The sequence below is a fragment of the Candidatus Enterococcus leclercqii genome, assembly GCF_009933135.1.
GTDB lineage: Bacteria > Bacillota > Bacilli > Lactobacillales > Enterococcaceae > Enterococcus_C > Enterococcus_C leclercqii.
Genome location: NZ_MAEH01000020.1, coordinates 114714 through 141369 on the forward strand (window position 1 = coordinate 114714; position 26656 = coordinate 141369).

Annotated in this window: 18 protein-coding genes; 15 read left to right on the top strand and 3 right to left on the bottom strand. The window is 43.0% G+C overall.

What is annotated here, in order from left to right; all coding sequences use genetic code 11:
- Nucleotides 1–60: 60 nt before the first annotated feature.
- Complete coding sequence (locus BAU14_RS13045; protein ID WP_161900542.1) at nt 61–747, bottom strand: phosphoribosylaminoimidazolesuccinocarboxamide synthase; 687 nt, start codon at nt 745–747, stop codon at nt 61–63.
- A 256-nt stretch (nt 748–1003) separates the two neighbouring features.
- On the opposite strand from BAU14_RS13045, the gene BAU14_RS13050 reads away from it, so the two are divergent.
- The 11 genes from BAU14_RS13050 (at nt 1004) to BAU14_RS13100 (ending at nt 17834) form a co-directional block, all read left to right on the top strand.
- On the top strand, nt 1004–1531 hold the full coding sequence (locus tag BAU14_RS13050) for a GNAT family N-acetyltransferase (protein WP_161900543.1): 528 nt from the start codon (nt 1004–1006) through the stop codon (nt 1529–1531).
- 14 nt (nt 1532–1545) lie between these two features.
- Entirely contained in the window at nt 1546–2163 is a 618-nt protein-coding gene (gene yqeK / locus BAU14_RS13055; RefSeq protein WP_161900544.1) for a bis(5'-nucleosyl)-tetraphosphatase (symmetrical) YqeK, read from the top strand.
- Between the two features lie 243 nt (nt 2164–2406).
- On the top strand, nt 2407–2793 hold the full coding sequence (locus BAU14_RS13060; protein WP_420022093.1) for an MmcQ/YjbR family DNA-binding protein: 387 nt from the start codon (nt 2407–2409) through the stop codon (nt 2791–2793).
- 221 nt (nt 2794–3014) lie between these two features.
- The gene (locus BAU14_RS13065; RefSeq protein WP_161900546.1) at nt 3015–3839 is read left to right on the top strand and encodes an isoprenyl transferase; all 825 of its coding nucleotides are present in this window, start codon (nt 3015–3017) and stop codon (nt 3837–3839) included.
- 83 nt (nt 3840–3922) lie between these two features.
- A complete protein-coding gene (locus BAU14_RS13070; protein ID WP_161900547.1) occupies nt 3923–4723 on the top strand; it encodes a phosphatidate cytidylyltransferase in 801 nt (266 codons plus the stop codon).
- A gap of 334 nt (nt 4724–5057) precedes the next feature.
- Complete coding sequence (gene rseP / locus BAU14_RS13075; RefSeq protein WP_161900548.1) at nt 5058–6329, top strand: RIP metalloprotease RseP; 1272 nt, start codon at nt 5058–5060, stop codon at nt 6327–6329.
- 43 nt (nt 6330–6372) lie between these two features.
- Nucleotides 6373–8088: a proline--tRNA ligase gene (locus BAU14_RS13080; protein ID WP_161900549.1), complete on the top strand. Its 1716-nt coding sequence runs from the start codon at nt 6373–6375 to the stop codon at nt 8086–8088.
- 160 nt (nt 8089–8248) lie between these two features.
- Entirely contained in the window at nt 8249–12598 is a 4350-nt protein-coding gene (locus tag BAU14_RS13085; protein WP_161900550.1) for a PolC-type DNA polymerase III, read from the top strand.
- 577 nt (nt 12599–13175) lie between these two features.
- Nucleotides 13176–14144, top strand: a complete 969-nt coding sequence (gene lacD / locus BAU14_RS13090; protein WP_161900551.1) for a tagatose-bisphosphate aldolase — start codon at nt 13176–13178, stop codon at nt 14142–14144.
- 251 nt (nt 14145–14395) lie between these two features.
- The gene (locus tag BAU14_RS13095; RefSeq protein ID WP_161900552.1) at nt 14396–15976 is read left to right on the top strand and encodes a peptide chain release factor 3; all 1581 of its coding nucleotides are present in this window, start codon (nt 14396–14398) and stop codon (nt 15974–15976) included.
- 427 nt (nt 15977–16403) lie between these two features.
- Complete coding sequence (locus BAU14_RS13100) at nt 16404–17834, top strand: helix-turn-helix domain-containing protein (RefSeq protein ID WP_161900553.1); 1431 nt, start codon at nt 16404–16406, stop codon at nt 17832–17834.
- A gap of 124 nt (nt 17835–17958) precedes the next feature.
- Here BAU14_RS13100 and BAU14_RS13105 read toward each other — a convergent pair whose 3' ends face one another.
- Both BAU14_RS13105 and BAU14_RS13110 read right to left on the bottom strand, forming a co-directional pair.
- The gene (locus BAU14_RS13105) at nt 17959–18276 is read right to left on the bottom strand and encodes a DUF1827 family protein (protein WP_161900554.1); all 318 of its coding nucleotides are present in this window, start codon (nt 18274–18276) and stop codon (nt 17959–17961) included.
- A 215-nt stretch (nt 18277–18491) separates the two neighbouring features.
- Nucleotides 18492–20759 carry an ATP-dependent Clp protease ATP-binding subunit gene (locus BAU14_RS13110; protein ID WP_161900565.1) on the bottom strand — a complete coding sequence of 756 codons (2268 nt, stop codon included), beginning with the start codon at nt 20757–20759 and terminating at the stop codon, nt 18492–18494.
- Nucleotides 20760–21185: 426 nt separating this feature from the next.
- Between BAU14_RS13110 and BAU14_RS13115 the strand changes: the two genes are divergently transcribed.
- The 4 genes from BAU14_RS13115 to BAU14_RS13130 all read left to right on the top strand — a co-directional run.
- Entirely contained in the window at nt 21186–21452 is a 267-nt protein-coding gene (locus BAU14_RS13115; protein WP_161900555.1) for a phosphocarrier protein HPr, read from the top strand.
- Between the two features lies 1 nt (nt 21453).
- A complete protein-coding gene (gene ptsP / locus BAU14_RS13120; RefSeq protein WP_161900556.1) occupies nt 21454–23187 on the top strand; it encodes a phosphoenolpyruvate--protein phosphotransferase in 1734 nt (577 codons plus the stop codon).
- Nucleotides 23188–23870: 683 nt separating this feature from the next.
- Nucleotides 23871–24587, top strand: coding sequence for a class A sortase (locus BAU14_RS13125; RefSeq protein ID WP_161900557.1), 717 nt, complete (start codon nt 23871–23873; stop codon nt 24585–24587).
- Between the two features lie 156 nt (nt 24588–24743).
- Nucleotides 24744–26656, top strand: a 1913-nt coding sequence (locus BAU14_RS13130) for an adhesive domain-containing protein (protein ID WP_202622234.1), incomplete at its 3' end; no start/stop codon positions are given.

Genomic DNA, 26656 nt, shown 5'->3' on the forward strand with positions numbered 1-26656 from the left:
AAGGGGCTTCTCTTTTACTTGCGGCTCACGTTTAGCTAGACGATTGTTACTGGTTTTGGATCAACCAATCATGTCTAAGATTAGTTGAGAACAATCAATCTGGTTGGGAATATTACCCGCTTTGTCCCGTACCCGCCAAATATCCGGTGTGATTTCATCGACAACATACAAAGTTCCGTCTTCGTCGTAACCCACTTCTATTTTTAAATCAATGAGCGTCAAATCCATTTTAGCTAAATCTTCTTTTAAAACCGCGCCTACTTTTTCCAGTATCGCTAAGGCTTGGTCATATTGTCCTGGCAGTAACAGGTTTTTCATCTGACAGAGACGATCTGTAATCAGCGGATCTCCTTGTGCATCTGATTTTAAAGTAACTTCTGTGTAAACTGGCTCAAAAGGGATCTTCTCCGCAAGATCGAATCGGCGACACATGCTGCCGGCAGTTTCGTAACGCAGGACAAACTCCAATGGTGGCACTGTCAATTGGCGAACCTTCATCATACCGGTTTCCAGCTCAGCTCCAAGATAATGAGTAGGAACCCCCTTTGATTCCATCAATTCAAAATAGTAACGTGAGACAGCAAGACCGATTTTTCCTTTGCCTTCGACGCTACCGCCGACAGTATTAGAGCCGGGATCGAATACGCCATCTTCACCAGTCGCACTGTCTTTAAAAAGAAGCCAAACCTCCCCAGTTGTTTCATCTTTAAAGACTGTTTTCGTTTTACCATCGTACAATTCGTTCATTAGTGCACCCCTTTGTTCGTGTTTTGTGTTAGTTTAGTCAAAATGTAACACCTGTTATAAAATCTGTCGACAAATATTACGAAAGTTTCATAAACTTTGCGAAATAAAGCAGGTATTTTGGATAAAACAAAATGGATTCTGTTTTTAGCCGTTGTGGAAGTTCTGATTCTGTTATACTTATTCAGTAGCTAATCTATGTAGTCACGCTGCCATCCATTTGAGAAATAATGGCAGCGACTAAAAGGAGTTGGATGTAATGTCAATAAGCACATTGCGCTTGATTTTGCCTGACAGCAGGTGGGAAGAACAGATTTTACTATTTCGAGAGGCATTCTATCCAGCACCAGACGGAATTCCCGGGACTTCTGGTCTTAGTCAGGCAGCGTCAGTTACGGACTGGTTAGAATCTTTAAATGAAATGGCTGCTACTTCAAGGGTTCCGGCGGGTTTGGTGCGGGGCTTGCAGTTTATTCTGATCGATGGTAGCGAAATTGTCGGAATGTTGAATCTGCGAACGGCTTTGAATGATTACTTGGAAAACTTCGGCGGGCATATCGGTTATGCGATACGTCCTGATGTTCAAAACAGAGGCTATGGCCGTAAAATGTTAAAACTAGGTCTGGTGTTTGCCCAAGCAGAAGGGCTAAAGCGAGTCTTGATTACTTGTGATGATCAAAATCAGGCATCGGCAGCGGTTATTGAAGCTTGTGGTGGCCGCTTGGAAGACAAACGAATCAATCCTGAGACGAAACATCTGGTAAGACGCTATTGGGTTCTGACTTAATGGGGGAATTGGACATGCTGAAAGAAACCTATTTAATACTACCGGTGGGGAAGACTTTAGAAGAGCAGGTCACAAATTACATGTCTCTCTTCAATAAAGAGTATCTCCTTAACCATTTAACTGAAGTCGCAGACGAAGCACGCTTGACGGCAATGCACTTTGGCTTAGACCAACAGGCAGCGTATCAAGCAGGCTTGCTCCATGATATCTCAGTGGTGATTCCAAATGAAGAGCGAGTGGCTTTTCAAAATGAGTTGGGAAGAGACGTGTTATCAGCCGAGCGGCACCTGCCATTGTTGTTGCATCAACAACAGTCGGCAATAATTGCACAAAACTGCTTTGGGATTACTGATTCAGCGATTTTGTCGGCAATTGCTTGTCACACGACCCTTAAAGAAGGAGCCTCTGATTTTGATCATTGTCTGTTTATCGCTGACAAAATCAAATGGGATCGGGGACAAACCCCGCCTTATCTGAAGGATGTCCTTGCTGTGTTAGAGGGAGGTGAGTTGCACAAAGCCTCGTTAGTTTATTTGGACTGGCTGTTTCATCACGACATCCAGGTCATCCATCCTTGGGCACTGGCCGCAAAAAGGCAATTGGCAATCCCATTGAAAACGATAAAGTCTTGACGTGATAGACTATCAAAGATTCGAATCCTTTTTGTCAACAACCTATGTATCCGCCTAGGTTATAACAACTGCGTGATTTGGCGTTTTATGGTATGCGAGATTCGTTTTTTGTTAACGACATGCCAGGAAAAAAACTGCGACTGCGATTAAAAGCTTTTCGCTGATCATTTCGGTTAACTGTGAACAAACGCTTTCTTATTTTTTGTGATAAAGTTGTGTTAGTAAATGAAAGGTGGAATCACTGTGGATGAACGCACTGTTTCATCAAGAATAGAGAAATTTATGGCCTACGCTGGAAGTTTACCAAATGCTCAGAGTTATCACCGAAAAGACTGGGACACAAACTACTTTGAGATTGCCGGGAAGATGTTTGGAATGATGAGTCTGGTTGGTGATTCCAAAGCGATTATCACGCTAAAAAATCGGCCGGAAAAAAACGAAGAACTGCGAGAGCTCTATCCGGGAGTGGTGATTGCCGGCTACTACACCAACAAGACTCATTGGAATTCTGTTTATCTGGCGAACACAGCTTTTACCGACGAAGAAATCTGCAGATTAATCAAAGTCTCCTATGATTTGGTCGTATTAAAACTGCCTAAAAAAATTCGTGAAGAACTGACTGGCGACTAAAAAGTAGCAAATTTACGGAAAAGCTCCTGTGAATGATAAAAGCGAAGAGATCATAGTTGATTGGTCTCTTTTTTGAAAAGAATGCGTTTTGCGGGAAACCTTGAATTTCGCAGCAGTGCTGAGTTAAAGTTTTCTTGCAGTCCTGTGATTTTTTACGGGCTTTTAATTGATTAATGGTATAATAGTTTCTGGCAATTCTTTGTAGAAATGAGGGAATCCCTATGTGGCGGTTATTTCCGCAAAAGAACAAGTATGTACAGGAAGAAGCAGAGTTTGCTTTTGATCCCAAAGGCACTATTCCAAAGCATATCGCAGTAATCATGGACGGCAATGGACGTTGGGCTCAAAATCGTCGTCTGCCACGAGTGGCAGGCCATCAAGAAGGGATGGAGACGGTTAAAACGGTAACAAAACACGCCTCCAAACTAGGGGTTAAGGTGTTGACGTTGTATGCCTTCTCAACAGAAAACTGGAAACGTCCCACTGATGAAGTGAATTTTCTGATGCAACTTCCGGTAGATTTTTTTGATACTTTTGTACCAGAATTGATCAAAGAAAATGTTAGAGTCCATGTGATGGGGTATACCGACTTTCTGCCGGCCCATACGCAGGATGCTGTGAAGCGAGCAATAGAGCAAACGAAGGACAATACCGGAATGGTGTTGAATTTTGCCTTGAACTACGGAAGTCGCGCAGAGATCGTGACAGCTACGCAAGCAATTGTGAAAGACGCATTGGCACAAGGACTGCCTGTGGAAGAGGTAGCGACAGTCGTGGATGAAGAAATGATTGCCAATCACCTGATGACAGGCTTTTTACCTAAAGAGTTGCGAGATCCTGAGCTTTTGATCCGGACTAGTGGGGAAGAGCGAATCAGCAATTTTCTTTTGTGGCAGATTGCCTATAGTGAATTTTTCTTCACGGATGCTTTATGGCCGGATTTTAATGGCGAGCTTTTGGAGATGGCTATTGCTTCCTTCCAAAATCGTGATCGTCGCTTTGGAGGTTTGAAGTCGGATAAAAAAGCTGTAGATTCTGACTCCTAACATGTTTGAATAAGTGGGGCCGCTGTATCTTCTATATAAGACGGCTCCAAAATGAATCATTTTTTGATATTGGAGGTAATAGAATGAGACAACGAGTAATCACTGCTGTTGTGGCGCTGGCATTGTTCATTCCAATCTTGATGGTTGGCGGCATCGCAGTAGAAATCACGGCAGCTGTCCTGGCGGTTGTCGGTGTGTATGAAATGTTCCGTATGAAAGGCTTAAATGTCGTCAGCTTTGAAGGAATTTTAGCGGCATTAGGTGCAATTTTCTTAGTACTGCCAAAGGAGCGCTGGTTTTTCTGGCTACCGACTGAAACCGACAGCACGATGCTGTTTTATTTAACCGTGATGTTGCTTTTGGGAGCATCTGTGGTATCTAAAAATATGTACACTGTCGATGAAGCGGGGTTTCCTGTTTTAGTCAGTTTGTATGTTGGTGTTGGTTTCCGGGAATTTGTTAACGCCCGCAGCGAAAGCTTGATTATGCTTTTATTTGGACTATTTATTGTATGGGCGACAGATATCGGGGCTTATATGATTGGCCGACAGATCGGCAAACGAAAACTCTGGCCTGAGATTTCTCCGAATAAGACGGTAGAAGGAGCCCTCGGTGGTATTCTCAGTGCAGTGGTGGTTGCGTTGATCTATGTTTTAGCTTTCTCCAGCAAGCAAAATTTTGGTCACAGCCTGCCAATCCTACTCTTATTAACCGTTGTATTTTCGATTGTTGGCCAGTTCGGCGATTTGGTGGAATCAGCAATCAAACGGCACTTTGATGTCAAAGATTCCGGGAATATCTTACCGGGACACGGCGGCATATTGGATCGTTTCGACAGCATGTTGTTTGTGTTTCCTATCATGCACCTTTTAGGCGTATTTTAATAAGAAAACTTTAAACCGGGACACGGGCTGTCTCGGTTTTTTTATTGTCGTCGTGGTTGGGACAGCTCCGTGGCAGCCATTGATAGTAGGAATTGATGGTCAAGCTTATCTTGTGGGTATGAACTTACTAAAACGTTCTCATAAATAGTAAGGAGCTTAAAGATAGAGGAGTTGGCTTTATATGACAAACACTTTACGTTTTTTACAGTGGTCCCACCTTTGCCGATGAGTATGATAAAATGAGAAGGAGTTCAGCTAAGGCTGAGCGTTTTTTGAAAAGGGCGAAATGCCTGCTTAAAACTTTGATTGAATATCATGAAAGTGAGGAAACACGATGAAAGGTCTTTTGACATTTTTAATCGTCTTCAGCGTGGTGGTAATTTTCCACGAGTTCGGGCATTTCTTTTTTGCTCGCCGCGCCGGGATACTGGTAAGAGAATTTTCGATTGGCATGGGGCCAAAGATTTTTGGACACCAGGGCAAAGATGGGACGGCTTATACGCTGCGTTTGTTACCAATTGGTGGCTATGTCCGTATGGCCGGAGTTGGTGAAGACGAAACGGAGATTACTCGGGGAATGCCGGTGACATTGCAGTTAGATGAGCAAGGGCGCGTTGCCAAAATAAATACCTCTTCCAAGGTTCAGCTGACTAATGGCATTCCTGTGGTAACAGAGGCTTTTGATTTGGAAAATCAGCTGTATTACTCAGGGTATGTCAACAATGATGAGTCACAACTGATCCGCTATGAAGTATTGCACGATGCCACGATTATTGAACAAGACGGAGTCGAAGTGCGAATCGCACCGAAAGATGTCCAGTTTCAATCAGCAAAATTGAGTCGCCGAATGCTGACCAATTTTGCCGGTCCAATGAATAATTTCATTTTGGCTATTTTATTGTTTATCGTCATCGCCTTCATGCAAGGCGGTGTGGCAGTTACTAATACCAATCGTATTGGTGAAATCCAACCAGACAGTCCCGCTCAGGCAGCTGGCTTGAAAGCTGGTGACCAGATTGAGTCTATCAACGAGAAAAAGATTAGCAATTGGGATGATCTTTCAGCAACGATTTTGGCAAATCCTGATAAAACACTGACGTTATCGGTTAAACGAGGAAGTGAGACTTTTGAAACTAAAGTAACTCCTGAAACAGTGACAGAAGGAGAGCAAAAGTCCGTGCGTATTGGCATTCAAGCACCGATCAAGACCGGATTCGTCGATAAAATCGTCGGTGGGATGCAACTGGCAGTGGCTAACTCTTTGAACATTTTCAAAGCATTAGGAGACTTAATCGTAAAACCGGATCTAGATAAATTGGGCGGCCCAGTTGCGATTTTCCAGATGTCTTCACAAGCAGCTCAGCAAGGATTTATCACTATCTTAGGATTTGTTGCGATTTTATCAATGAATCTGGGGATCCTAAATCTGTTTCCATTTCCAGCATTGGATGGTGGTAAGCTCGTATTAAACGTGATTGAAGGGATTCGTGGCAAGCCTCTTAGCGTTGAAAAAGAGGGGTTGTTGAACTTAATCGGCTTTGCAGCATTGATGTTGTTGATGATCTTAGTCACTTGGAATGATATCCAGCGCTTCTTCTTTCGCTGATAGTCCGTGAACAGGTAAGAGAAGGGATAAAGAGAGGGTTACGATGAGACAATCGAAAATGTTGATACCTACCTTGAGGGAGTTGGGCAGTGAGGTTGGTGCATTGAGTTCACAAATGCTTCTGCGCGGCGGATTTATTCGCCAGATTTCCTCCGGGGTGTATGCGTATTTACCGCTGGCATGGCGGGTGTTGGAAAAAATTAAAGGGATTATTCGTGAAGAATTGGCAGCAATTGGGGCAGATGAGATGGCAATGTCTCATCTGTTGCCGATTGATCTTTGGGAAGCCACTGAACGTTTACAGGCTTATGGTCAAAGTCTGTATAAAGTGATTGATCGCAACGAGCGGGTCCAGCTATTGGCACCTACTCACGAAGAGCTTTTTACGAAGTTGATTGCAGATGAAGTCAACTCCTACAAACGCTTGCCAATTAGTTTGTTTCAGATTCAAGCGAAGTTTCGAGACGAACAAAGGCCGCGCCATGGTTTGTTGAAAAGCCGCGAGTTTTTGATGCAAGACGGCTATTCTTTTCACAGTTCAGAAACGAGCTTAGAAGAAACTTATCGTAATTATGAGCGGGCCTATCGGAAGATATTTACCCGCTGTGGCGTTGCTTTTCGCACAGTTATTGGGGACAACGGCTTGATGGGGGGCAGCGAGTCAAAAGAGTTTTTGGCTACCTCAGCCATTGGCGAAGATGTGGTTTGCTATTCAACAGAAAGTGACTATGCGGCAAGTCTTGAAATGGCGACGAGTCTCTATTCAAAAAAGCGGGCGCAGGAATCTTATCAAGAGTTGGAGAAAGTGGCGACCCCAGAAATCAAAACGATCGAGCAGGTAGCGGACTATCTACAAGTCCCACTGACAAAAATCATCAAGTCGATGCTGTATTTGGCTGATGAACGTCCAGTGATGATATTGGTTCGGGGGGATCAAGAAGTCAATGAAGCCAAAGTCAAACGGATGCTGGAAGTCTTATTTTTGAGAGAAGCCGCACCGGAAGAAGCAGAAGCTTTGTTGGGAGCGGAATTTGGATCATTGGGACCGGTGGCATTGCCTCCGGAAATTGCGCTTTATGCCGATCTACAAGTGCAAGACATCAGTAACGGAATCGTCGGTGCAAATCAAACCGGCCAGCACTACCGAAATGTGAATCCCGGACGTGATTTTAAACCACTTTCCTTTAGCGATCTGCGTTACGTCAAAGAAGGGGAACCTTCACCTGATGGAAAAGGGGTATTGCAGTTCACGCGGGGCATCGAGATTGGCCATATTTTCAAACTAGGGACCCGTTATAGTGAAGCACTGGATGCCGAGGTGTTGGACGAGACAGGACAATATGTACCGGTCTTAGCAGGTAGTTATGGTATCGGGATCACCCGTCTTTTAGCGACAGTGGTGGAGCAATATGCCGACGAAGAAGGCATCAGCTGGCCACGGGCAATCGCACCTTTTGATTTGCATATCGTGCAGATGAACATGACGGATGATTTTCAAAGTCGTTTGACAGACGAACTGGAAACTAGTCTGTCCGAACACGGTTATCAAGTACTGGTGGATGATCGCAATGAGCGGGCCGGAGTTAAGTTTGCTGACGCAGATTTGATCGGTTGCCCGTTGCGGATCACAGTCGGTAAAAAGGCAATGGAGAACATTGTAGAAATTAAACTGAAACGCACCGGAGCGATGGTGGAAGTTCGTAAAGAAGAGCTGCTCGATACGATTCCAATTTTACTGGCATCGGCAGAAGAAGTTTAAAAAAAAGAACCTTTGAAGAAAGCGCTGGAAGTAGACCCAGTTGCTTTCTTCAAAGCTTTTTTGTTAAGCTCATGAAAAATTCTCCAAGTGATTCTTAATGAAAGAACCGTCAAAAAAAGGTATACTGGATGATGCTGAAACAAAATCAGGAGGCCAAAGAATGTCAGAAAAAAATGAGAAATTTATTGTCCTGCTGGATCAGATGCAACTGACTGATGACGCGGCACAAGCGCTATTGGCAGCAGATGGTCGAATTGAAAAGGTGACAGTCCATAGACAGTCACGAATCTGGGAGTTTACATTGGGCTTTAAGCAGACCTTGCCAGTGACCCTTTACCAAGATTTGTCTCACCACTTGATGCTGGCATTTCGCGAAATTGCCGAAGTAAAATTGAATATTCAAGCCGACAATCCGCAACTTGACGAAGAGTTGCTACAAACCTATTGGCCTTTGGTGATGTCTGATCAAGAATGCAATACGAAAGTAGTCGCCCAGACAATTAAAAATCAATTGCCGCTACTGGAAGAAAAAAAAGTTATTTTGCCTATTTACAATCAGGCCATCATTCCTCATCTGGTAGACAACTACTTTCCATTAATCGAAGCGCGGTATCAACGAATGGGTTTTCCGAAATTTCGTCTGGAAGCTCGCTTTGATGAAGAGCAGGCCGAAGCTGCGGTAAAAGAACTTGAAGCCAAAAAACAAGTGCAGGCTGAGGCCATGATGCAACAAGCAATGGAAAATCTGGCTGCTCATGAGCAACAGAAAAAAGAGAAGAAGGTGCCGGCTCAAATGAGTGGCCCGTTGCAATTAGGACGCAATATTCCTGCAGATGAACCGATTATGCCAATGATCAATATCATTGAAGAAGAGCGCCGTGTCACAATTGAAGGCTATGTCTTTGATGTCGAGGTGCGGGAATTGCGGACAAAACGCAAAATTTTGACATTAAAGATTACCGATTATACCTCATCTTTTATTGTCAAGAAGTTTTCCAATGGAGAAAAAGACGAGCAGGTCTTTGACAATATCAGTAAAGGCTGCTGGATGAAAATCCGCGGGAGCATCCAAGAAGATACCTTCCAAAGGGATTTGGTAATGTTTGCCCAAGACTTAGTGGAAGTCAAGCATGAGAGTCGTAAAGACTACGCTCCTGAAGGTGAAAAACGTGTAGAACTTCATCTGCATTCCAATATGAGTACCATGGATGCCACAAACAGTATCGGGGACTTTGTTTCTCAAGCGGCTAAATGGGGACACAAAGCCATTGCTATCACTGACCATGGGGGTGCCCAGTCTTTCCCAGATGCCCATAGTGCAGGTAAGAAAAACGGTGTAAAAATTCTTTATGGCATGGAAGCGTATGTTGTAGACGATGGTGTTCCTATCGCTTATAACTCTGCGGAAGTTCCTTTGACAGATGCCACCTATGTCGTTTTTGACGTGGAAACCACTGGGTTGTCTGCGGTTTACGATACGATCATCGAGTTAGCTGGCGTCAAGATGCATAAAGGAAATGTCATCGGGACCTTTGATGAGTTTATCAATCCCGGACATCCTTTGTCACAAACCATCGTCAATCTGACTGGAATCACTGATGAAATGCTGCGAGGCTCCACTCCCGAGCAAGAAGTTATGCAGGCTTTCAAAGAGTTTTCTGAAGGGTCTATCTTAGTTGCCCACAATGCTTCTTTTGATATGGGCTTTATTAACCACACATACAAACGACTGGGTATCCCTGAAGCGGACAATCCGGTGATTGACACACTGGAGTTGGCACGCTTTTTACATCCAGAGTTGAAGCGGCTCAATTTGGGAACATTGACGAAAAAATTCGGAGTTTCTCTGGAAAATGCTCACCGGGCGATTTTTGATGCGGAGGCTACGGGTCACTTGGCATGGATCTTCATCAAAGAAGCGATGGAAAATCATGAGATGTTTTTACATGCTGATTTAAATCGACACATGGCAGGAGAAAATGCCTATAAAGCTGCCCGTCCTTTTCATGCAACCGTTATGGCAACCACACAAGCGGGGCTGAAAAATCTCTTCAAGTTGATTTCTTTGGGAAATGTAAAGTATTTTTATGGCGGTGTTCCCCGGATTCCCCGTTCCGAATTGGTGAAATTGCGGGAGGGATTGATTGTAGGAACGGCTTGCGACAAAGGCGAAGTCTTTATGACTCTGATGCAAAAAGGGTATGATGAAGCCAAAAAGTTAGCCGAATTTTACGACTATATTGAAATCATGCCCAAAGCTGTCTATGAACCATTGATTTTGATGGAAAATATCAAAAATGAATCTTCCTTAGAAGAGATTATGCGAAACTTGGTGAAAATCGGGGAAGAATTAAATAAGCCGGTTTGTGCGACGGGAAATGCCCACTACATGGAAAAAGAAGATGCTATCTATCGGGAGATTTTGATCAAATCTCAAAGTGGGAATCCTTTAAGCCGCCAGCCGCTGCCGGATGTTCATTTCCGTACCACAGATGAGATGCTGACTGCCTTCCAGTTTCTGGGAGAAGAAAAGGCCAAAGAACTGGTAGTCACCAATCCGAATAAGATAGCTGATATGTGTGAGACCATTATCCCTGTAAAAGATGAACTTTACACGCCGAAAATTCCTGGTTCTGAGCAGGAAATCACCGATTTGTCATACAATCGAGCGCGGGAACTCTATGGTGACCCACTGCCTGATATTGTTGAAAAACGTTTGGAAAAAGAATTGAACTCAATCATTGGTAATGGGTTCTCAGTGATTTACTTGATTTCCCAAAAACTGGTGCATAAAAGTAATGAAGACGGGTATCTGGTAGGTTCCCGTGGGTCAGTCGGGTCCAGCTTTGTCGCGACGATGACTGGGATCACTGAGGTTAATCCTTTAGCCCCTCATTATTATTGCCCCGAATGCCAATATTCCGAGTTTTATGAAGACGGCTCTTATGGTTCTGGTTTTGATATGCCGGAAAAGGCCTGTCCAAAATGTGGCACACGATTGAAAAAAGACGGGCACGATATTCCCTTTGAAACCTTTCTGGGATTCCATGGGGATAAAGTCCCCGATATTGATTTGAACTTTTCAGGAGAATATCAACCACGAGCTCATAACTACACGAAGGTTCTTTTCGGTGAAGATTATGTTTATCGTGCGGGAACAATCGGTACCGTTGCTGACAAAACGGCCTATGGGTACGTAAAGGGTTACGAGCGAGACAATAATCTGCGGTTGCGAGGCGCTGAGATAGATCGTTTGGCTGCCGGTGCTACCGGAGTTAAGCGAACGACTGGACAGCATCCGGGGGGGATTATCGTAATCCCGGATTATATGGATGTCTATGATTTTACTCCGATCCAATACCCGGCAGATGATCTGAATTCTGAATGGCGCACCACGCACTTTGATTTCCATTCCATTCATGACAATATCTTAAAGCTGGATATTCTGGGACACGATGATCCTACTGTAATCCGGATGTTGCAAGACCTTTCGGGAATTGATCCGAAGACAATTCCGACAGACGATCCGGAAGTGATGCGAATTTTTGAATCTCCTGAAGTTTTAGGGGTAACCCCACAACAGATTGGCTCAGAGACAGGGACGCTGGGTATCCCGGAATTTGGGACGCGCTTTGTCCGAGGCATGTTGGAAGAGACCCATCCTTCGACCTTTGCTGAACTGCTGCAGATCTCCGGCTTGTCTCATGGTACAGATGTTTGGTTAGGGAATGCTGAAGAATTAATTAAGCAGGGGAAAGCTACCTTGGCAGAGGTAATCGGCTGTCGGGATGACATCATGGTTTACTTGATGCACGCCGGGCTTGATCCTGGTACGGCATTTACGATTATGGAAACAGTACGTAAAGGGCAGTGGAGCAAGATTGATGATGAGAAACGAAACAAATTTTTGACTGCTATGAAAGAAAACAGTGTGCCGGATTGGTACATTGATTCTTGTTCCAAGATCAAATATATGTTTCCAAAAGCCCATGCGGCGGCCTACGTGTTGATGGCGCTGCGGGTAGCCTACTTTAAAGTGTACCATCCGATTTTGTATTATTGTGCCTACTTCTCAGTCCGAGCCAATGACTTCGATTTAGTTGCCATGTCGCGAGGAAAAGATGCCGTCAAAGACCTTATGAAAGAGATCAATGACAAAGGGCTTGATGCTTCTACCAAAGAAAAAAACCTGTTGACCGTCTTGGAATTAGCCAATGAAATGCTAGAACGTGGTTTTGAATTTGGGATGATCGACCTCTACAAATCCGACGCTGTAAACTTTGTAATTGACGGCAACAAGCTGATTGCACCTTTCAGAGCAGTACCGAGCTTGGGAGACAACGTCGCTAAGCAGATCGTAGAAGCCCGTAAAGATGGTCCGTTTCTTTCAAAAGAGGACCTGGCGAAACGAGGCAAAGTCTCACAAACCTTAATCGATTATATGAATGAAAATGGCGTTTTGAAGGGTCTGCCGGACGAGAATCAGCTTTCACTATTTGACATGTTTTGATTAAGAGCTGCTTTTCTTGTTGAATCTAGTCGAACTGCCCCGAAAAGTGGGATCACCCTTCTTTGAAGCAAGCAATTCGAGCAATTCCAGATATGGAATACAAGTAAAAGACAAGGGGCTGTGCCAATAGTTGAGTCACCGTCCTCTGAAGCAAACAATACCAAACGTGAGAGCCAAAAGCCGACGATCTTCCACTAAAATCAGTGGACGATCGTCGGCTTTTCATTGCTAAAAATTTCAAACACAGACTTTCCTTGATTTCATCAATGGAAGTCAGCATCATTCCCTTCTCTTGACACGTATGGGTATGTTCTCTTTTCGGACAAAGACATCAAGAGGGTCACAAATTTTCCTCATCTGTATAGTTTTATTAATTGTGGTTAAACATCCGCTCGCTTAGTACTTGGAAATAAGTCATGACATTTCTTTGTTTTTTCGTCATTAACCTTTCAACGGTTGGCAAACTTCTGACACTGTATTTGTGATGAGTCTACAGTGATGGCTATCGTTTGAAAAAAAATTGTAAAGCGCGTAGCATGAATGTGTAGGAATCAAAGCTCTTGAAGGAGGATGCGACATGTTATCAGAAAAGAAAAAAGCATATTTGAAAGCGTTGTGCAACGAAGATGGCTTTATCAATGCCTTGGCCATTGATCAGCGGGGCTCCTTGAAAAAGATGATTGAAAAAGACAAAGGGGTACCAGCTACTGATGAAGAAGTGATCGAATTCAAAAAAATCGCTTCAGAGGAACTTACAAAGTATGCATCAGCGATTTTATTGGACCCAGAATATGGGATCCCCGCTGGTAAAGCACGGTCAAAAGATGCGGGGCTGCTGACTTCTTATGAAAAAACCGGATATGATGGTAGTGGAGATCAACGGTTTCCTGATCTTTTGGACCATATGTCGGTGAAACGGATTAAAGAAATGGGCTCAGATGCAGTGAAATTTTTGCTTTACTATGACGTTGATGAAGACAAAGCCATCAATGATCAGAAACAAGCATTCGTGGAACGAATTGGTTCAGAATGTGCGGCTGAAGACATTCCGCTTTTTGTGGAATTAATCGCTTATGATGCCAATCAACCGACAAATGATTTAGCCTTTGCTAAAAAGAAACCCCGTAAAGTGCTGGAAATGATGAAAGAATTTGCCAAAGATCGTTACGGCATTGACGTTTTGAAAATGGAAGTACCGGTAAATATGACCTTTGTTGAAGGCTTTACTGACGGCGACATTGCCTATACTCGTGAAGAAGCCCTCGCTTACTTCAAGGAACAAGGGGAAGTCACTGACAAGCCATACATTTTTTTGAGTGCCGGTGTGACAACTGAGCTGTTTCAAGAAACACTGAAGTTTGCCGGTGAAGCCGGTGCAACATTCCGCGGCGTTTTGTGCGGCCGAGCAACTTGGGCTGCCGGGCTACCGCCATTTGTCAAAGAAGGCGAGGAAGCTTGTCGTCACTGGATGCAGACGCAAGGGCGAAAAGACATTGAAGCCTTGAATGCAATTCTAAAAGAAAATGCCAAACCTTTTGATCTTTAAGTTGCTTAAAAAGGATGCGTGTTTTAGATAAAGATAGTCAAAAGCTGCCAAGTGATCTTCACTTGACAGCTTTTTTAGGAACATTTTTTCTGAAAGTTCACAGAGAGAAGACTTTCATGCTATACTAGGCTAGTTGAAAAAATGCAAAGGAGACTTGTGCCAATGTAGCCACAACTTGAGTTTAAGAGGATCATCCTCAGCAAGTAGTCAGTCTTCAGGTAGAGAATTTAAGAAACGGAGTTACCAAAACTATGAATAATCCGAATTTACGACAAGAAGTCGATATGCGCCGTACATTTGCTATCATTAGTCACCCGGACGCCGGGAAAACGACGATCACCGAGCAGCTGCTTTTATTTGGTGGTGCGATTCGCCAGGCTGGGACGGTAAAAGGGAAAAAGACCGGCAATTTTGCCAAATCTGACTGGATGGAAATCGAGAAACAACGGGGAATCTCCGTTACCAGTTCGGTGATGCAGTTTGATTATGATGACAAGCGGGTAAACATTTTGGATACCCCTGGGCACGAAGATTTTTCTGAAGATACTTATCGTACGCTGATGGCAGTCGATAGTGCGGTCATGGTCATCGATAGCGCCAAAGGTATCGAAGCACAAACCAAAAAGCTGTTTCAAGTAGTCAAAAAACGGGGCATCCCAATTTTTACTTTCATCAATAAATTGGACCGTGATGGGCGGGAACCGCTGGATTTGCTGGAAGAATTAGAAGAGCTCTTGGATATCGAGTCTTATCCGATGAACTGGCCGATTGGGATGGGAAAAGGCTTGGAAGGGCTGTACGACATCTATAACAATCGAGTTGAACTTTATCGTCCCGACAATTACGGTGGTGAACGCTTTGTTTCCTTGGATGAAGTGGGCGGTATTCCTGCAGACCACCCATTAAACGGCAACAGCCTTTTTGGACAGGTCCAAGAAGAAGTGGAATTGTTGAAAGAAGCCGGGGATAGCTTTGACCGTAAAAAAATTGCACGGGGCGATCAGACGCCGGTATTCTTTGGCTCTGCGCTGACGAACTTTGGCGTGCAGACCTTCTTAGAAACGTTCTTGGAATTTGCCCCATCGCCATATGGTCATAAGACGGTTGACGGAAAAGAAATCAGTCCGTATGAGCCAGAATTTTCCGGATTTGTCTTCAAAATTCAAGCCAACATGAATCCGGCTCACCGAGATCGGATTGCCTTTGTACGAATCTGTTCAGGTACTTTTGAGCGAGGCATGGATATCTTTTTGGAAAGAACCGGCAAGAAAATGAAGCTGGCCAATGTCACCCAGTTTATGGCGGATACCCGTGAGAATATTCAAGAAGCGGTTGCCGGGGATATCATTGGGGTCTATGATACCGGCAACTATCAAATCGGTGATACCTTGTACGAAGGAAAGCTGAAAGTCGCTTATGAAGAACTCCCTTCCTTTACACCGGAACTGTTCATGAAAGTGCAAGCTAAAAATGTGATGAAACAAAAATCCTTCCATAAAGGAATCTATCAGCTAGTCCAAGAAGGTGCCATTCAATTGTACAAGACCTATCTGACTGAAGAATACATCATCGGTGCGGTAGGTCAGCTGCAGTTCGAAGTGTTCCAATATCGGATGCAAAACGAGTACAATGCCGAAGTCGTAATGACACCAATGGGGCACAAAATCGCCCGCTGGATTGATCCAGCGGACTTGGATGAAAAAATGAGCTCCAGCCGCAACATCTTGGCGCGGGACCGTTTTGACCAGCCGCTGTTTCTATTTGAAAATCAATTTGCCGAACGCTGGTTTGCTGATAAGTATCCGAAAGTACAGTTGAAGAGCTTGATGTAAACCAATGTTTTTCACTACAATAGACCGTTCCTATCGCTAGTTTAGCGAAAAGGGAACGGTTTTCTTGTAGGTCAGTGATTGATTGGAAAAGCTATTGGATCAGTCGCTGTTGGTTAAGGAGAATGCTTAAGATTGGTGAAAATACGGAAAAATAAATAACTGACTAGGATGAGTTTTTTCTACTCTTTTTCATTGTTCAAATTTGTTATATTAAAAAAGTCGTTCAATATGAATTTTAATTTATGAAAAAATGGTATAAGAATAAAAATAATCCGTATTTTAAATTGTAGTGATGTTTTAGGCGTTCAATAAATAGAATGTTCAGAAAATTATTCGCAAGAAAAAATTATATATTCAGCCGTTGTTTCGATATTTTTTCTCACAATTATGGTATTATATTGAAAGAAAATGAGAAAGGAAGCGTATCATGTTAGAAGAAATCCTCTTAGATGATCCGGCCCGTTCCAAGCTCGGAATCTACAAGCATATTCTTGAAATCGATCCGGGAGAGTATCCGATTCATTATTTTGAAAAGTATACTGGCTACTCCCATATAAAAACAGCCAACCTGTTGCAGGGAATGAATAAAGAACTGCAGGAACTGTCTGGTGGCAGTCGCCTGCTGAATGAAAAAGACAAAGTAGTTGTAGCCAAAGTAATCCCCAGCTACCAACAATATCAACAATATTTGTTTTCACGAGGAGTTCCCTACGGTGTTTTGCTGGAATCATTGTTGCATCCGGACAAGGATCTGAAGGATTTCGGGACAATGTCTGGGCTCAGTCAATCTTCTTTGATGCGTCGCTTGAAGCCGTTGGTGGAATACCTGAAATTCAAGGGTATTCGCTTGAACTGTTTGCAAATGGAGGTCACCGGTCGGGAGTCTGCAATTCGTATCATGTACTTTAATTTCTTGTGGAGTGTGGATTTTGGCACAAAACTCTATGGGTATTTTGAGAATGAGCTGCAACAGTCACTGGACAGTTTTTTGTCAGCAGATGATCTCGTTTATTTAAAGTACGTCGAAAAGCGCGAATTCAGTATGTACCATGGCATCAGTCTCTTGCGGACGAGACAAGGGTACTATGTCGACGAACCGCAGATTAACCAATTGCTTTTTCCTGCAACTAACCGGAAGTTCAAAGAAGCCTTGGAAGCAGAGAAGGTTCCTGAAACTTATCAAGAACGAGAAGCGAACTTCGTTAACTATATGATTTTCTACTGGCCGCAGATTTTTGCGACAGATGATCCGCGTTTGCCAATCATCAAGCGTCAGTACAAATTACTTGATGAATCAAAAGGCTATGCCGCAACCTTTTTCGAAGGAATCAAAAAAGAGCTTAATATCATTGGACGCGGGCAACAAGAACTGTTACTGCTGAATTTGCAAACTATTTTTTTACGGCGCCAGATTTTGGGTGGCAATGTCCCTAAAAATCTTGACTTTATCATGGAAAGCTTGAAAAAACAACATCCAGAATTTGAAGTGCTGGCTGGTCGTATAAACGACACTTTATCAGAAATTGTTCCAGCAGATGAGGATTTGGTCAGCTTGTTGACGATTGTCTGCATTAACGCCTTTCATAATGAAGGCCCGGCAGAAAAGGTCAACATCGGGATTATTGGTTTTCCAAATCATTTCTTGCTGTATGCTATGATTAATCGCATCGAACGCTTGCCTTTCGTTGAATTCTCGCTGATGAATTCATCGAGTTTAGAAAACTACGATGCGGTGATTACCTGTAGCAAAGAGCTTTTGCCTAAGAATACTAAAAATTACTGGATTGTTGAAGGAGAAGCTTCCTTTGATGATATGGATAATTACCTCTTCCAGTTGTACAAAGAAAAGACGGTTTAACCTAATACTGGTTAGACAGCGATAGCTTTACAAATAGCAAAAAGCCTCACGAAGTATCGTCAAAAGTCAGATATATTCTGCTGACTGTTTGATACTATCGTGAGGCTTTTTTGATTTTTGGTTATTATACAGCGGTGGTATCAGGTTCTGGATATTTTTGGATTGAAATCTCCACAAAGCCATTTTCTTGAATAACATGGATGTCTTCAACACTAGGTTCCTGCGGCATTTTTCTGAGAAAATAAGTTTTAATTTCATCGATTTCATTTTGCCGAATGTTGCGTTTTTTATTGATCATTAGGATTTCGTTGTGGGCCGGTGCGACAGTATATATGACAGTCGTATTGCCTGCGGTATAGACTTTCACCAATTCCGCGTCAGTATTTTCCAACTGGTTACGGACCAGCCTTGAATGACTGTTGGTTACGTTGATCAATTTCATAAGACTTCACCTCAAAGTTTCGTTCATATTTTCATTATAAAATTTTAACGGTGATTTTGAAAGTAATATCACCTCACCATGTTAAATTCTTCAAAAAGAGTCATGTTGGAAGAAAATAGAGAGGCAAATGATGTGGCAGTATGGTCTTCAAAAAGAAAGGGGTAGAAAAAAGAAGGTGTCGGCTAAAAAACCGATACCTTCTTTTTGTTATGCTATCAAACTTCGCTATCGTCAGTCTTGTTGTCTGTTTCATCAGCAACATCAGGAGCAGCCGTTTTTTTAAGTGGTTCGTCAGCCTCCTTGACTACAATCTTGTCGTCTTCCAAAACAGCTTGTAATTCAGTTGCTTGTGGATGATCGAGATAAAATTCAGCGATGCCGTCTTCAATTTGATCTTGGATTGTACGGCGCAAAGGACGCGCACCCATCGAAGGATCATACCCAAGATCGACTAGTTTTTCTTCGACTTCTTTGGTGACATCAATGTGAATGTGTTGCGTTTTCAGCATGCCATTGACTTCGTTGAGCATCAATTCCACAATCTTCAATAGATTTTCTTTTGACAAGGCGCTGAATTCGATGATGCCGTCGAAACGGTTCAAAAATTCAGGGGTGAAGTAATTATTCAACTGTCCTAAGACAGAGCGGGTCACGCCGTCTCTAGCTGCACCAAAGCCGACATTGGCTTCGACTTTGCCGGTACCAGCATTGGAAGTCATGATAATCAAAGTATCCTTGAAGCTGACTGTCCGCCCTTGGGCATCTGTCAAACGCCCGTCATCAAGAATTTGCAAGAACATATGCAAGACATCCGGATGCGCCTTTTCAATTTCGTCTAAAAGAATCAGGCTATAAGGATTGCGGCGAACTTTTTCCGTCAATTGACCTGCTTCTTCGTAACCGACGTAACCTGGAGGTGAACCGATAAGTTTTGAAACACTGTGTTTTTCCATGTATTCCGACATATCAAAGCGGATCATGGCATCTTCAGAACCAAACATCTCATAAGCCAATTGTTTGGCCAACTCTGTTTTTCCGACCCCGGTTGGTCCGATAAAGAGGAAAGAGCCAATTGGTCGATTTTGTTTACCTAACCCAACCCGATTGCGGCGGATGGCTTTGGCAACGCGATCAATTGCTTCATCCTGTCCAATAACATGTGCTTTCAAGTCATCGGCAAGGTTTTTCAACTGCGTTTGTTCTTTTTCCTTGAGTTCGCCTACTGGAATACCGGTTTTCTGTTCGACGATTTGCTCCATATCTTTTTCTGTGATGACAGGTGTTTCTTCATCGGAAATTTGGTTCTTTTTCATTTCTTCCAGCTTGTTGATCTGATCTCGATAGTAGGCAGCTTTTTCAAAGTCTTCTTCCTGAGAAGCTTTTTGCTTTTGTGCTTCGGCATCTTGCAGCTTTTTATCGATGGTTTTCGGATCGACAAACTGGATGGTTAGATTTTTCTTAGAACCGGATTCGTCCAACAAATCAATCGCTTTGTCTGGCAAGAAGCGATCTTGGATGTAGCGATTAGACAATGTTGCTGCGGCTTCGATGGCCTCATCCGTGTATTTCACATGATGATAATCTTCGTAACGAGGTTGCAAGCCTTTCAAAATACTAATCGTTTCTTCAACAGTCGGTTCATCCACTCGAACTGGCTGCATCCGTCGTTCCAGCGCTGCGTCTTTTTCGATGATGCGATACTCATTCAGCGTTGTTGCGCCCACCATTTGCAGCTCGCCGCGTGCCAAAGCCGGTTTCAAGATATTGCCGGCATCCATGTTGCCATCGCCAGCAGCGCCAGCCCCAACGATTTCATGCACTTCATCGATAAACAAGATGACATTTTCAGCCTGTTTGATTTCATCGATTAGTTTTTGCATCCGTTCTTCAAATTGTCCGCGAATGCCAGTCCCTTGTACCAGTGAAGCAACATCTAAACGAATGACTTCTTTTTCAAGCAATTTTTGGGGAACGTCACCATTGACAATCTTTTGCGCCAGGCCTTCGACAACAGCTGTTTTACCAACACCTGGTTCACCGATCAGCACCGGATTGTTTTTTGTCCGACGATTCAAAATTTCAATCACGCGTTGAATCTCTTCGTCACGACCGACAACCGGATCGACCCCGCCGTCTCTGGCTTGTTGCGTAATATTAATTCCATATTCACCTAGCAGTCCTTCTGCGCCACCACTTGGACGACGGGGAGGTTGGCCACCGTTGAAATTATTTCCACCGGTCTGTGTTGGAGGCGTTTGTTCGTAAGGAGATTGTCCTTGTTGCATCTGTCGGGACATTTGACGGAACAAATCATCCAATGAACCGAAACCAAAAGGATCTTGTGCCATCATCGTTTGTCCTCCTTGTTGATTTTTCAATTTTTGGTAGCAGCTTTGACAATAGTCCAGTTGTTTTCGTTGACCATTGACGTTTGCATACAAATGAATCGTTGCTTCATTTTTACCACAATTTTGACAAAGCATCATTTCACGACCTTTCTTTACTATGCAAGCTATCCCTTAAAGAAAGGGGCTTGTTATCAATCTTTAACTATTGTAACGCGGTTTGAGTTTTCCGTAAAAAGAAAGCTATTTCTCATGGTCAAAAACGGTTTGACTTTCTCTGACCAATTCCAATTATACTCAAGATCGTGTTTCCTGCAACTATCTTGTTTTTTATCCGTTTGTTTTCGATCAGAGGAGACAATTATCGGAAATAGGTATGTTATCTTCAAAAATATTTTTTAAGGAGGGAAAAGTGTAGATACTCTGCTGTTGAAAAAGAGAAAACGGTTGTGAAATCAGGGGAAAAATGGTAATCTTAAGAATTGAAAGGGACAAAAAGCTCGTGCTGTATGCGCGATCACTACCCTAACAAAATACTTTGTTTTATAAAGGAGACCGATCAATATGGAAAAGAAAGACTTTCACGTAGTAGCAGAAACAGGGATTCACGCACGTCCAGCTACCTTGCTAGTTCAAACAGCAAGCAAATTCAGCTCTGACATCAACTTAGAGTACAAAGGTAAATCTGTAAACTTGAAATCTATCATGGGCGTGATGTCTCTTGGTGTAGGCCAAGGTTCAGACGTTACTATCACTGCTGAAGGTGCTGACGAAACAGAAGCAATGGAAGCAATCGTAGAAACAATGAAAAAAGAAGGGTTGTCTGACTAATATGGTTGAAATGCTAAAAGGGATCGCCGCAAGCGACGGAATCGCAGTTGCAAAAGCTTACCTGCTAGTTCAACCAGATTTGTCTTTCAACAAAACTTCAGTAGCAGATACTGCTGCTGAAGAAACGCGCTTGGATGATGCGTTGGCAAAATCCAGCGAAGAATTGACTCTGATCCGTAACAAAGCAGCAAAAAGCCTTGGCGAAGAAGAAGCACAAGTATTTGATGCACATTTGATGGTCTTGAGCGATCCGGAAATGATCGGTCAGATCAAACAAAACATCAACGATAACAAAGTCAATGCTGAAGCTGCATTGAAGGAAGTTACCGATATGTACATCGGCATGTTCGAAGCGATGGACGACAACGCCTACATGCAAGAACGTGCTGCTGATATTCGTGACGTTGCCAAACGTGTTCTGGCTCATTTATTGGGAGTGACTTTACCGAATCCTTCAATGATTAACGAAGAAGTCGTAGTAGTTGCTCACGATTTGACACCAAGTGACACTGCTCAGTTGGACCGTACCTACGTCAAAGCCTTTGTCACTGACATCGGTGGACGTACTTCTCACTCAGCAATCATGGCACGTTCTCTTGAAATTCCAGCAATTGTTGGGACTAAAGAAATCACCGGCAAGGTAAAAGCAGGCGACATTTTAGCAGTCAACGGCATTGAAGGGGATGTGATCATCAACCCTAACGATGACCAGACAGCAGAATTCAATAAAGCTGCTGAAGCATATGCAGCACAAAAAGCAGAGTGGGAAAAACTGAAAGAAGCTGAAACCGAAACTGCGGATGGCGTTCATTTCGAGTTGGCTGCCAATATTGGTACGCCAAAAGATTTGGAAGGTGTTCACAACAACGGGGCAGAAGCAATTGGTTTGTACCGGACTGAATTTTTGTACATGGATTCACCTGACTTCCCAACCGAAGAAGATCAGTTTGAAGCCTACAAAGCTGTTTTAGAAGGCATGGGCGACAAACCGGTAGTGGTTCGGACGATGGATATCGGTGGGGATAAAGAGCTTCCTTACTTGAAACTCCCTCATGAAATGAATCCGTTTTTGGGTTACCGGGCGCTGCGTATCAGTTTGTCTGAACTTGGCGACGGGATGTTCCGTACGCAATTGCGTGCATTGCTTCGTGCATCGGCATTCGGCAATCTGCGGATCATGTTCCCAATGGTAGCGACTTTGAAGGAATTCAGAGCAGCTAAAAAACTTTATGAAGAAGAACGTCAAAAATTAGTAGACGAAGGTGTTGCAATCTCTGATAAGATCCAAGTCGGGATTATGATTGAGATTCCAGCAGCAGCTATTTTGGCTGACAAGTTTGCTAAAGAAGTCGACTTCTTCAGTATTGGTACCAATGACTTGATTCAATACACAATGGCAGCAGACCGGATGAATGAACAAGTTTCATACTTGTATCAACCATACAACCCGTCTATCCTGCGCTTGATCAAAAACGTTATCGATGCAGCACACGCTGAAGGCAAATGGGCCGGCATGTGTGGTGAGATGGCCGGTGATCAAACAGCGGTACCATTGTTGATGGGTATGGGCTTGGATGAGTTCTCAATGAGTGCGACATCTATTCTTAAAACCCGTAGTCTGATGAAAAAACTGACAACTACTGAAATGAAGGAATTGGCAGATCGCGCATTGCAAGACTGCGACACAATGGAAGAAGTTGTTGAATTGGTTCACCAGTATACTGAAGGTAAATAAGTCTTTTTCTAGGCGGAGCAAATGCTCCGCCTTTTTTGCGTTTGATTAAGGGGAGAAGACCGAATTGAATCAATAGATGAACTCAGGCTGAGAAATGTCTGAGTTTTTTTGCTGCTTTTTTTGATAAACGTCGTTTCTTATCCTGATCTTTTTTTGAATGGAATTTGCAACAGCTGTTATTAGTTCACTTTAAAGAAGAGCCTAGAGAAATATTTGATGAAACAGGCTCTTCAAAAAAAGATAAGGCCTAAATTATTCAAAAAAAAATCATTTTAAATTGGAATTTTGCCATTTTATTTTTAATAGTAAAAAATTCACAATCCGGATGAATGAGAAATTTGAAAGTGAAAAATGTGTCTTGACATATTTAAAACGGAAACAGTTTTTTGGCACCATATTCCAAATTTCATTTGTGAAAAATAATATCTATTTCTGCTTATACATTAAAAAAACAACAGGAATCTAATGGTTCGATTTTTCTTAAGCAAATAATTTATTGTTTTAAAAATTAGTTGGTATTATCTACGTGTAGATATAAGTCAATATAAAAATGTCTAAAACAAATAATTTATAATTTTATTTTGAAAATTTTAGAGTAAGATGGTTTTTGTGAAATGAAGGATATTGATAATAAAAAAACATGTGAAATTCACAATTCGTAATAATCAGAGGAGGCGATGAAAATGCTGGGAAAACGGAAGGTGGTCCTTTTGCTGAGAATTTCTCTGGTTATCACCGGAATTGTCGGATTAGTCTTTGTCTTTAGTAAGCCAATTACAAATATTTGGATACATCAAGGGACTGAGTCGATGCGAATCAATCGTGTGAATCCCCTGACTGTTAAGGAAAACCAGCGATTAACACAAGAAGAAGCGCCAGAACGTATCCATTATGATTATGAAAGCGTCCAGCCTATTAGTCCCCAAGCAGTGTTGAAAGCACAGTTTCAAAAAAATGATTATCCAATCATTGCAGAGATTGCGATTCCTAGCATTATGGTCAACTTGCCGATTTTTCTAGGGGTTTCTAATGAGGCGCTGCTGTATGGTGCCGGAACGCTGACGCCTGATCAAGAGATGGGGATTGGTAATTACGGATTGATTAGTCATTTATCCTATGATCCAAATGCATTGTTTTCACCACTAGCAAATATCCGTTTAGGTGCTGAAATCTATTTAACAGATTTGAGTTATGTCTATATTTATCAGACTACAGAGAAATTTCAAATTACTCCGGAAGAAATCTGGGTTTTAGAGGAAATTTCTGAACGCCAGATTGTCACATTGATCACCTGTACTGATTTTGGTGCCGAAGGACGTCTGGTGGTACGTGGAGACTTGATAGATATGATTGCTATCGAGGAGACATCGCAAGAGATTCTAAATGTCTTCGATCTGTAAATTCCATTCTAATTCAATAAGTAAGTATTTCATGTCAACTCGACATTTGAAATAGGACTGTCAGTTTGTGAAGCAGGACTTAAGGAGGTGTAAATAGTTTCCTGTGAACTAAAAAGTTGAAGAGAAAGAGGCGAAAATTTTGAGGAGGAGTTAATTATGAAACGTCCCGATTACAGAATGCTTATGAATTCAAAAAACCATCGTAAGACGAAAAAGAGAAAATCACTTCTAGCAAATGTTGCTGTATCCGGAATGCTGCTAACAGGAGCAATGGTCGCCGGCACTACTTTCTTGTGGTCTCCGACAGTCGTTGAAGCAGCTGTTGTTCACGGACAGTTATTTGGCTCAATTACAACAAGTAATGATCAGTCATCTCCTTTTGAAATCGGTGATGGCGTGCAACCCGTGACATTTACAGTGACTGGGACGTCAGGGGTTTCAGCCGACCTTTTAACCGGTGACAAATATATTTTGTTGGCCATTCCAGAACATCTTACTGGACGTGTGGATCCTAATGGAATGGGATCGTTGGATTTGGAAGTTTTGTCATTTGCTGATGATGTATTAAATCCAATCATCAATCCGGTTAGTTCGTTGGTAAGTGATTTGTTAGGAGTCATTGATACGTTGGTAGCAGCTAATCCTCTGGCTAGTTTGAACTTTCAAGAAGTATACGACCAACTACAGTTATTGGAAAACCTTGGTAACTTTAATGGAGCAAATATTGATCAAGTTTTTGAAATCTATACAGATGGTGCTGGCAATCAGTATTTGGTAGGGAATTTTGATAACGTTTTAGAGACAATTATTCGCACAAACCTGATTCAGATTTTGGATAATCTGAATGCAGCTGTGCAGTCACTTGAAGCGACATATCCAGGAAATGCACTTACTAACCCCGCAGGAGCCATCGCAGCTGGGGTAATCAATACCGGCGTCGCACCTTTCAAATTGACCATCAGTGCAGCAGTTACTCTGCTGAAGGGGACAGTCAACTTAGCCGGAGGAGTGGTGAGAGAGTTAGCTGACGCTTCCGTTTTAGGATCAACTAGTGCAACCATCCCGACCTTGATTACACCGCCAGCATTAAGTGAGCTACAAGCAAGCTTTGGCAATTTGCCACAGTATGATCTTGGTTTTGTTGGGACAATTGCACAGACAGATTTGATCAGTATTACGATTACGGGTGATACAGAAGGATACGCGACAGTTTCCTATGTGGGTGTGAATGTGACCGAAGCGCCCACAGCTGAAATGACGGGAAATCCCTCAGGATATCAGGTTTCTGGAACTGGCGTGGTAGGAGCCACAATCGAAGTTCGGGATGAATCTGGAAACGTAATTGGTTCGGGATTAGTGGATGACGATGGCAACTATGTGATCGAAATTGAAGGCGAAGCAGTATATCCAGGACAACCTTTAAATGTAGTTGCGATTTTGGAAGAAATTGAAAGTGAACCTACCCCAGTGCAAGTTCCTGAACTGGTAACACCAACAGCAGAGATTGTTGGGAATTCAGTATCTGGCTATCAGGTTACTGGGCAAGCTGACCCTAGTGTGATGATTGAGATAAAAGATACAGAAGGGACAGTTATTGCAACAGGATTCACAGATAGTGAGGGGAATTATACAGCGGAAATTGAGCCTGGATTAGTAGAAGAAGGTCAAGTATTGACTGTAAATTCAAAAGTAACTCGAGATGATGTTGACTATCTAAGCCTTAGTACCGATATCATTGTCCCTGAAGATGATGATTCGGATAGTGATGCGGATGGCGATTCCGATGGAGACGCGGATGGAGACTCCGATGGTGATTCCGACGGCGACGCGGATGGAGACGCAGACGGTGATTCCGACGGCGATGCGGATGGCGATTCTGATGGAGACTCCGATGGCGATGCAGATGGTGATTCTGACGGCGACGCAGACGGCGATGCGGATGGCGATTCTGATGGCGACGCAGACGGCGACGCAGATGGTGATTCTGACGGCGACGCGGATGGCGATTCAGACGGAGACTCCGATGGCGATTCAGACGGAGACGCAGATGGAGACGCAGATGGCGATGC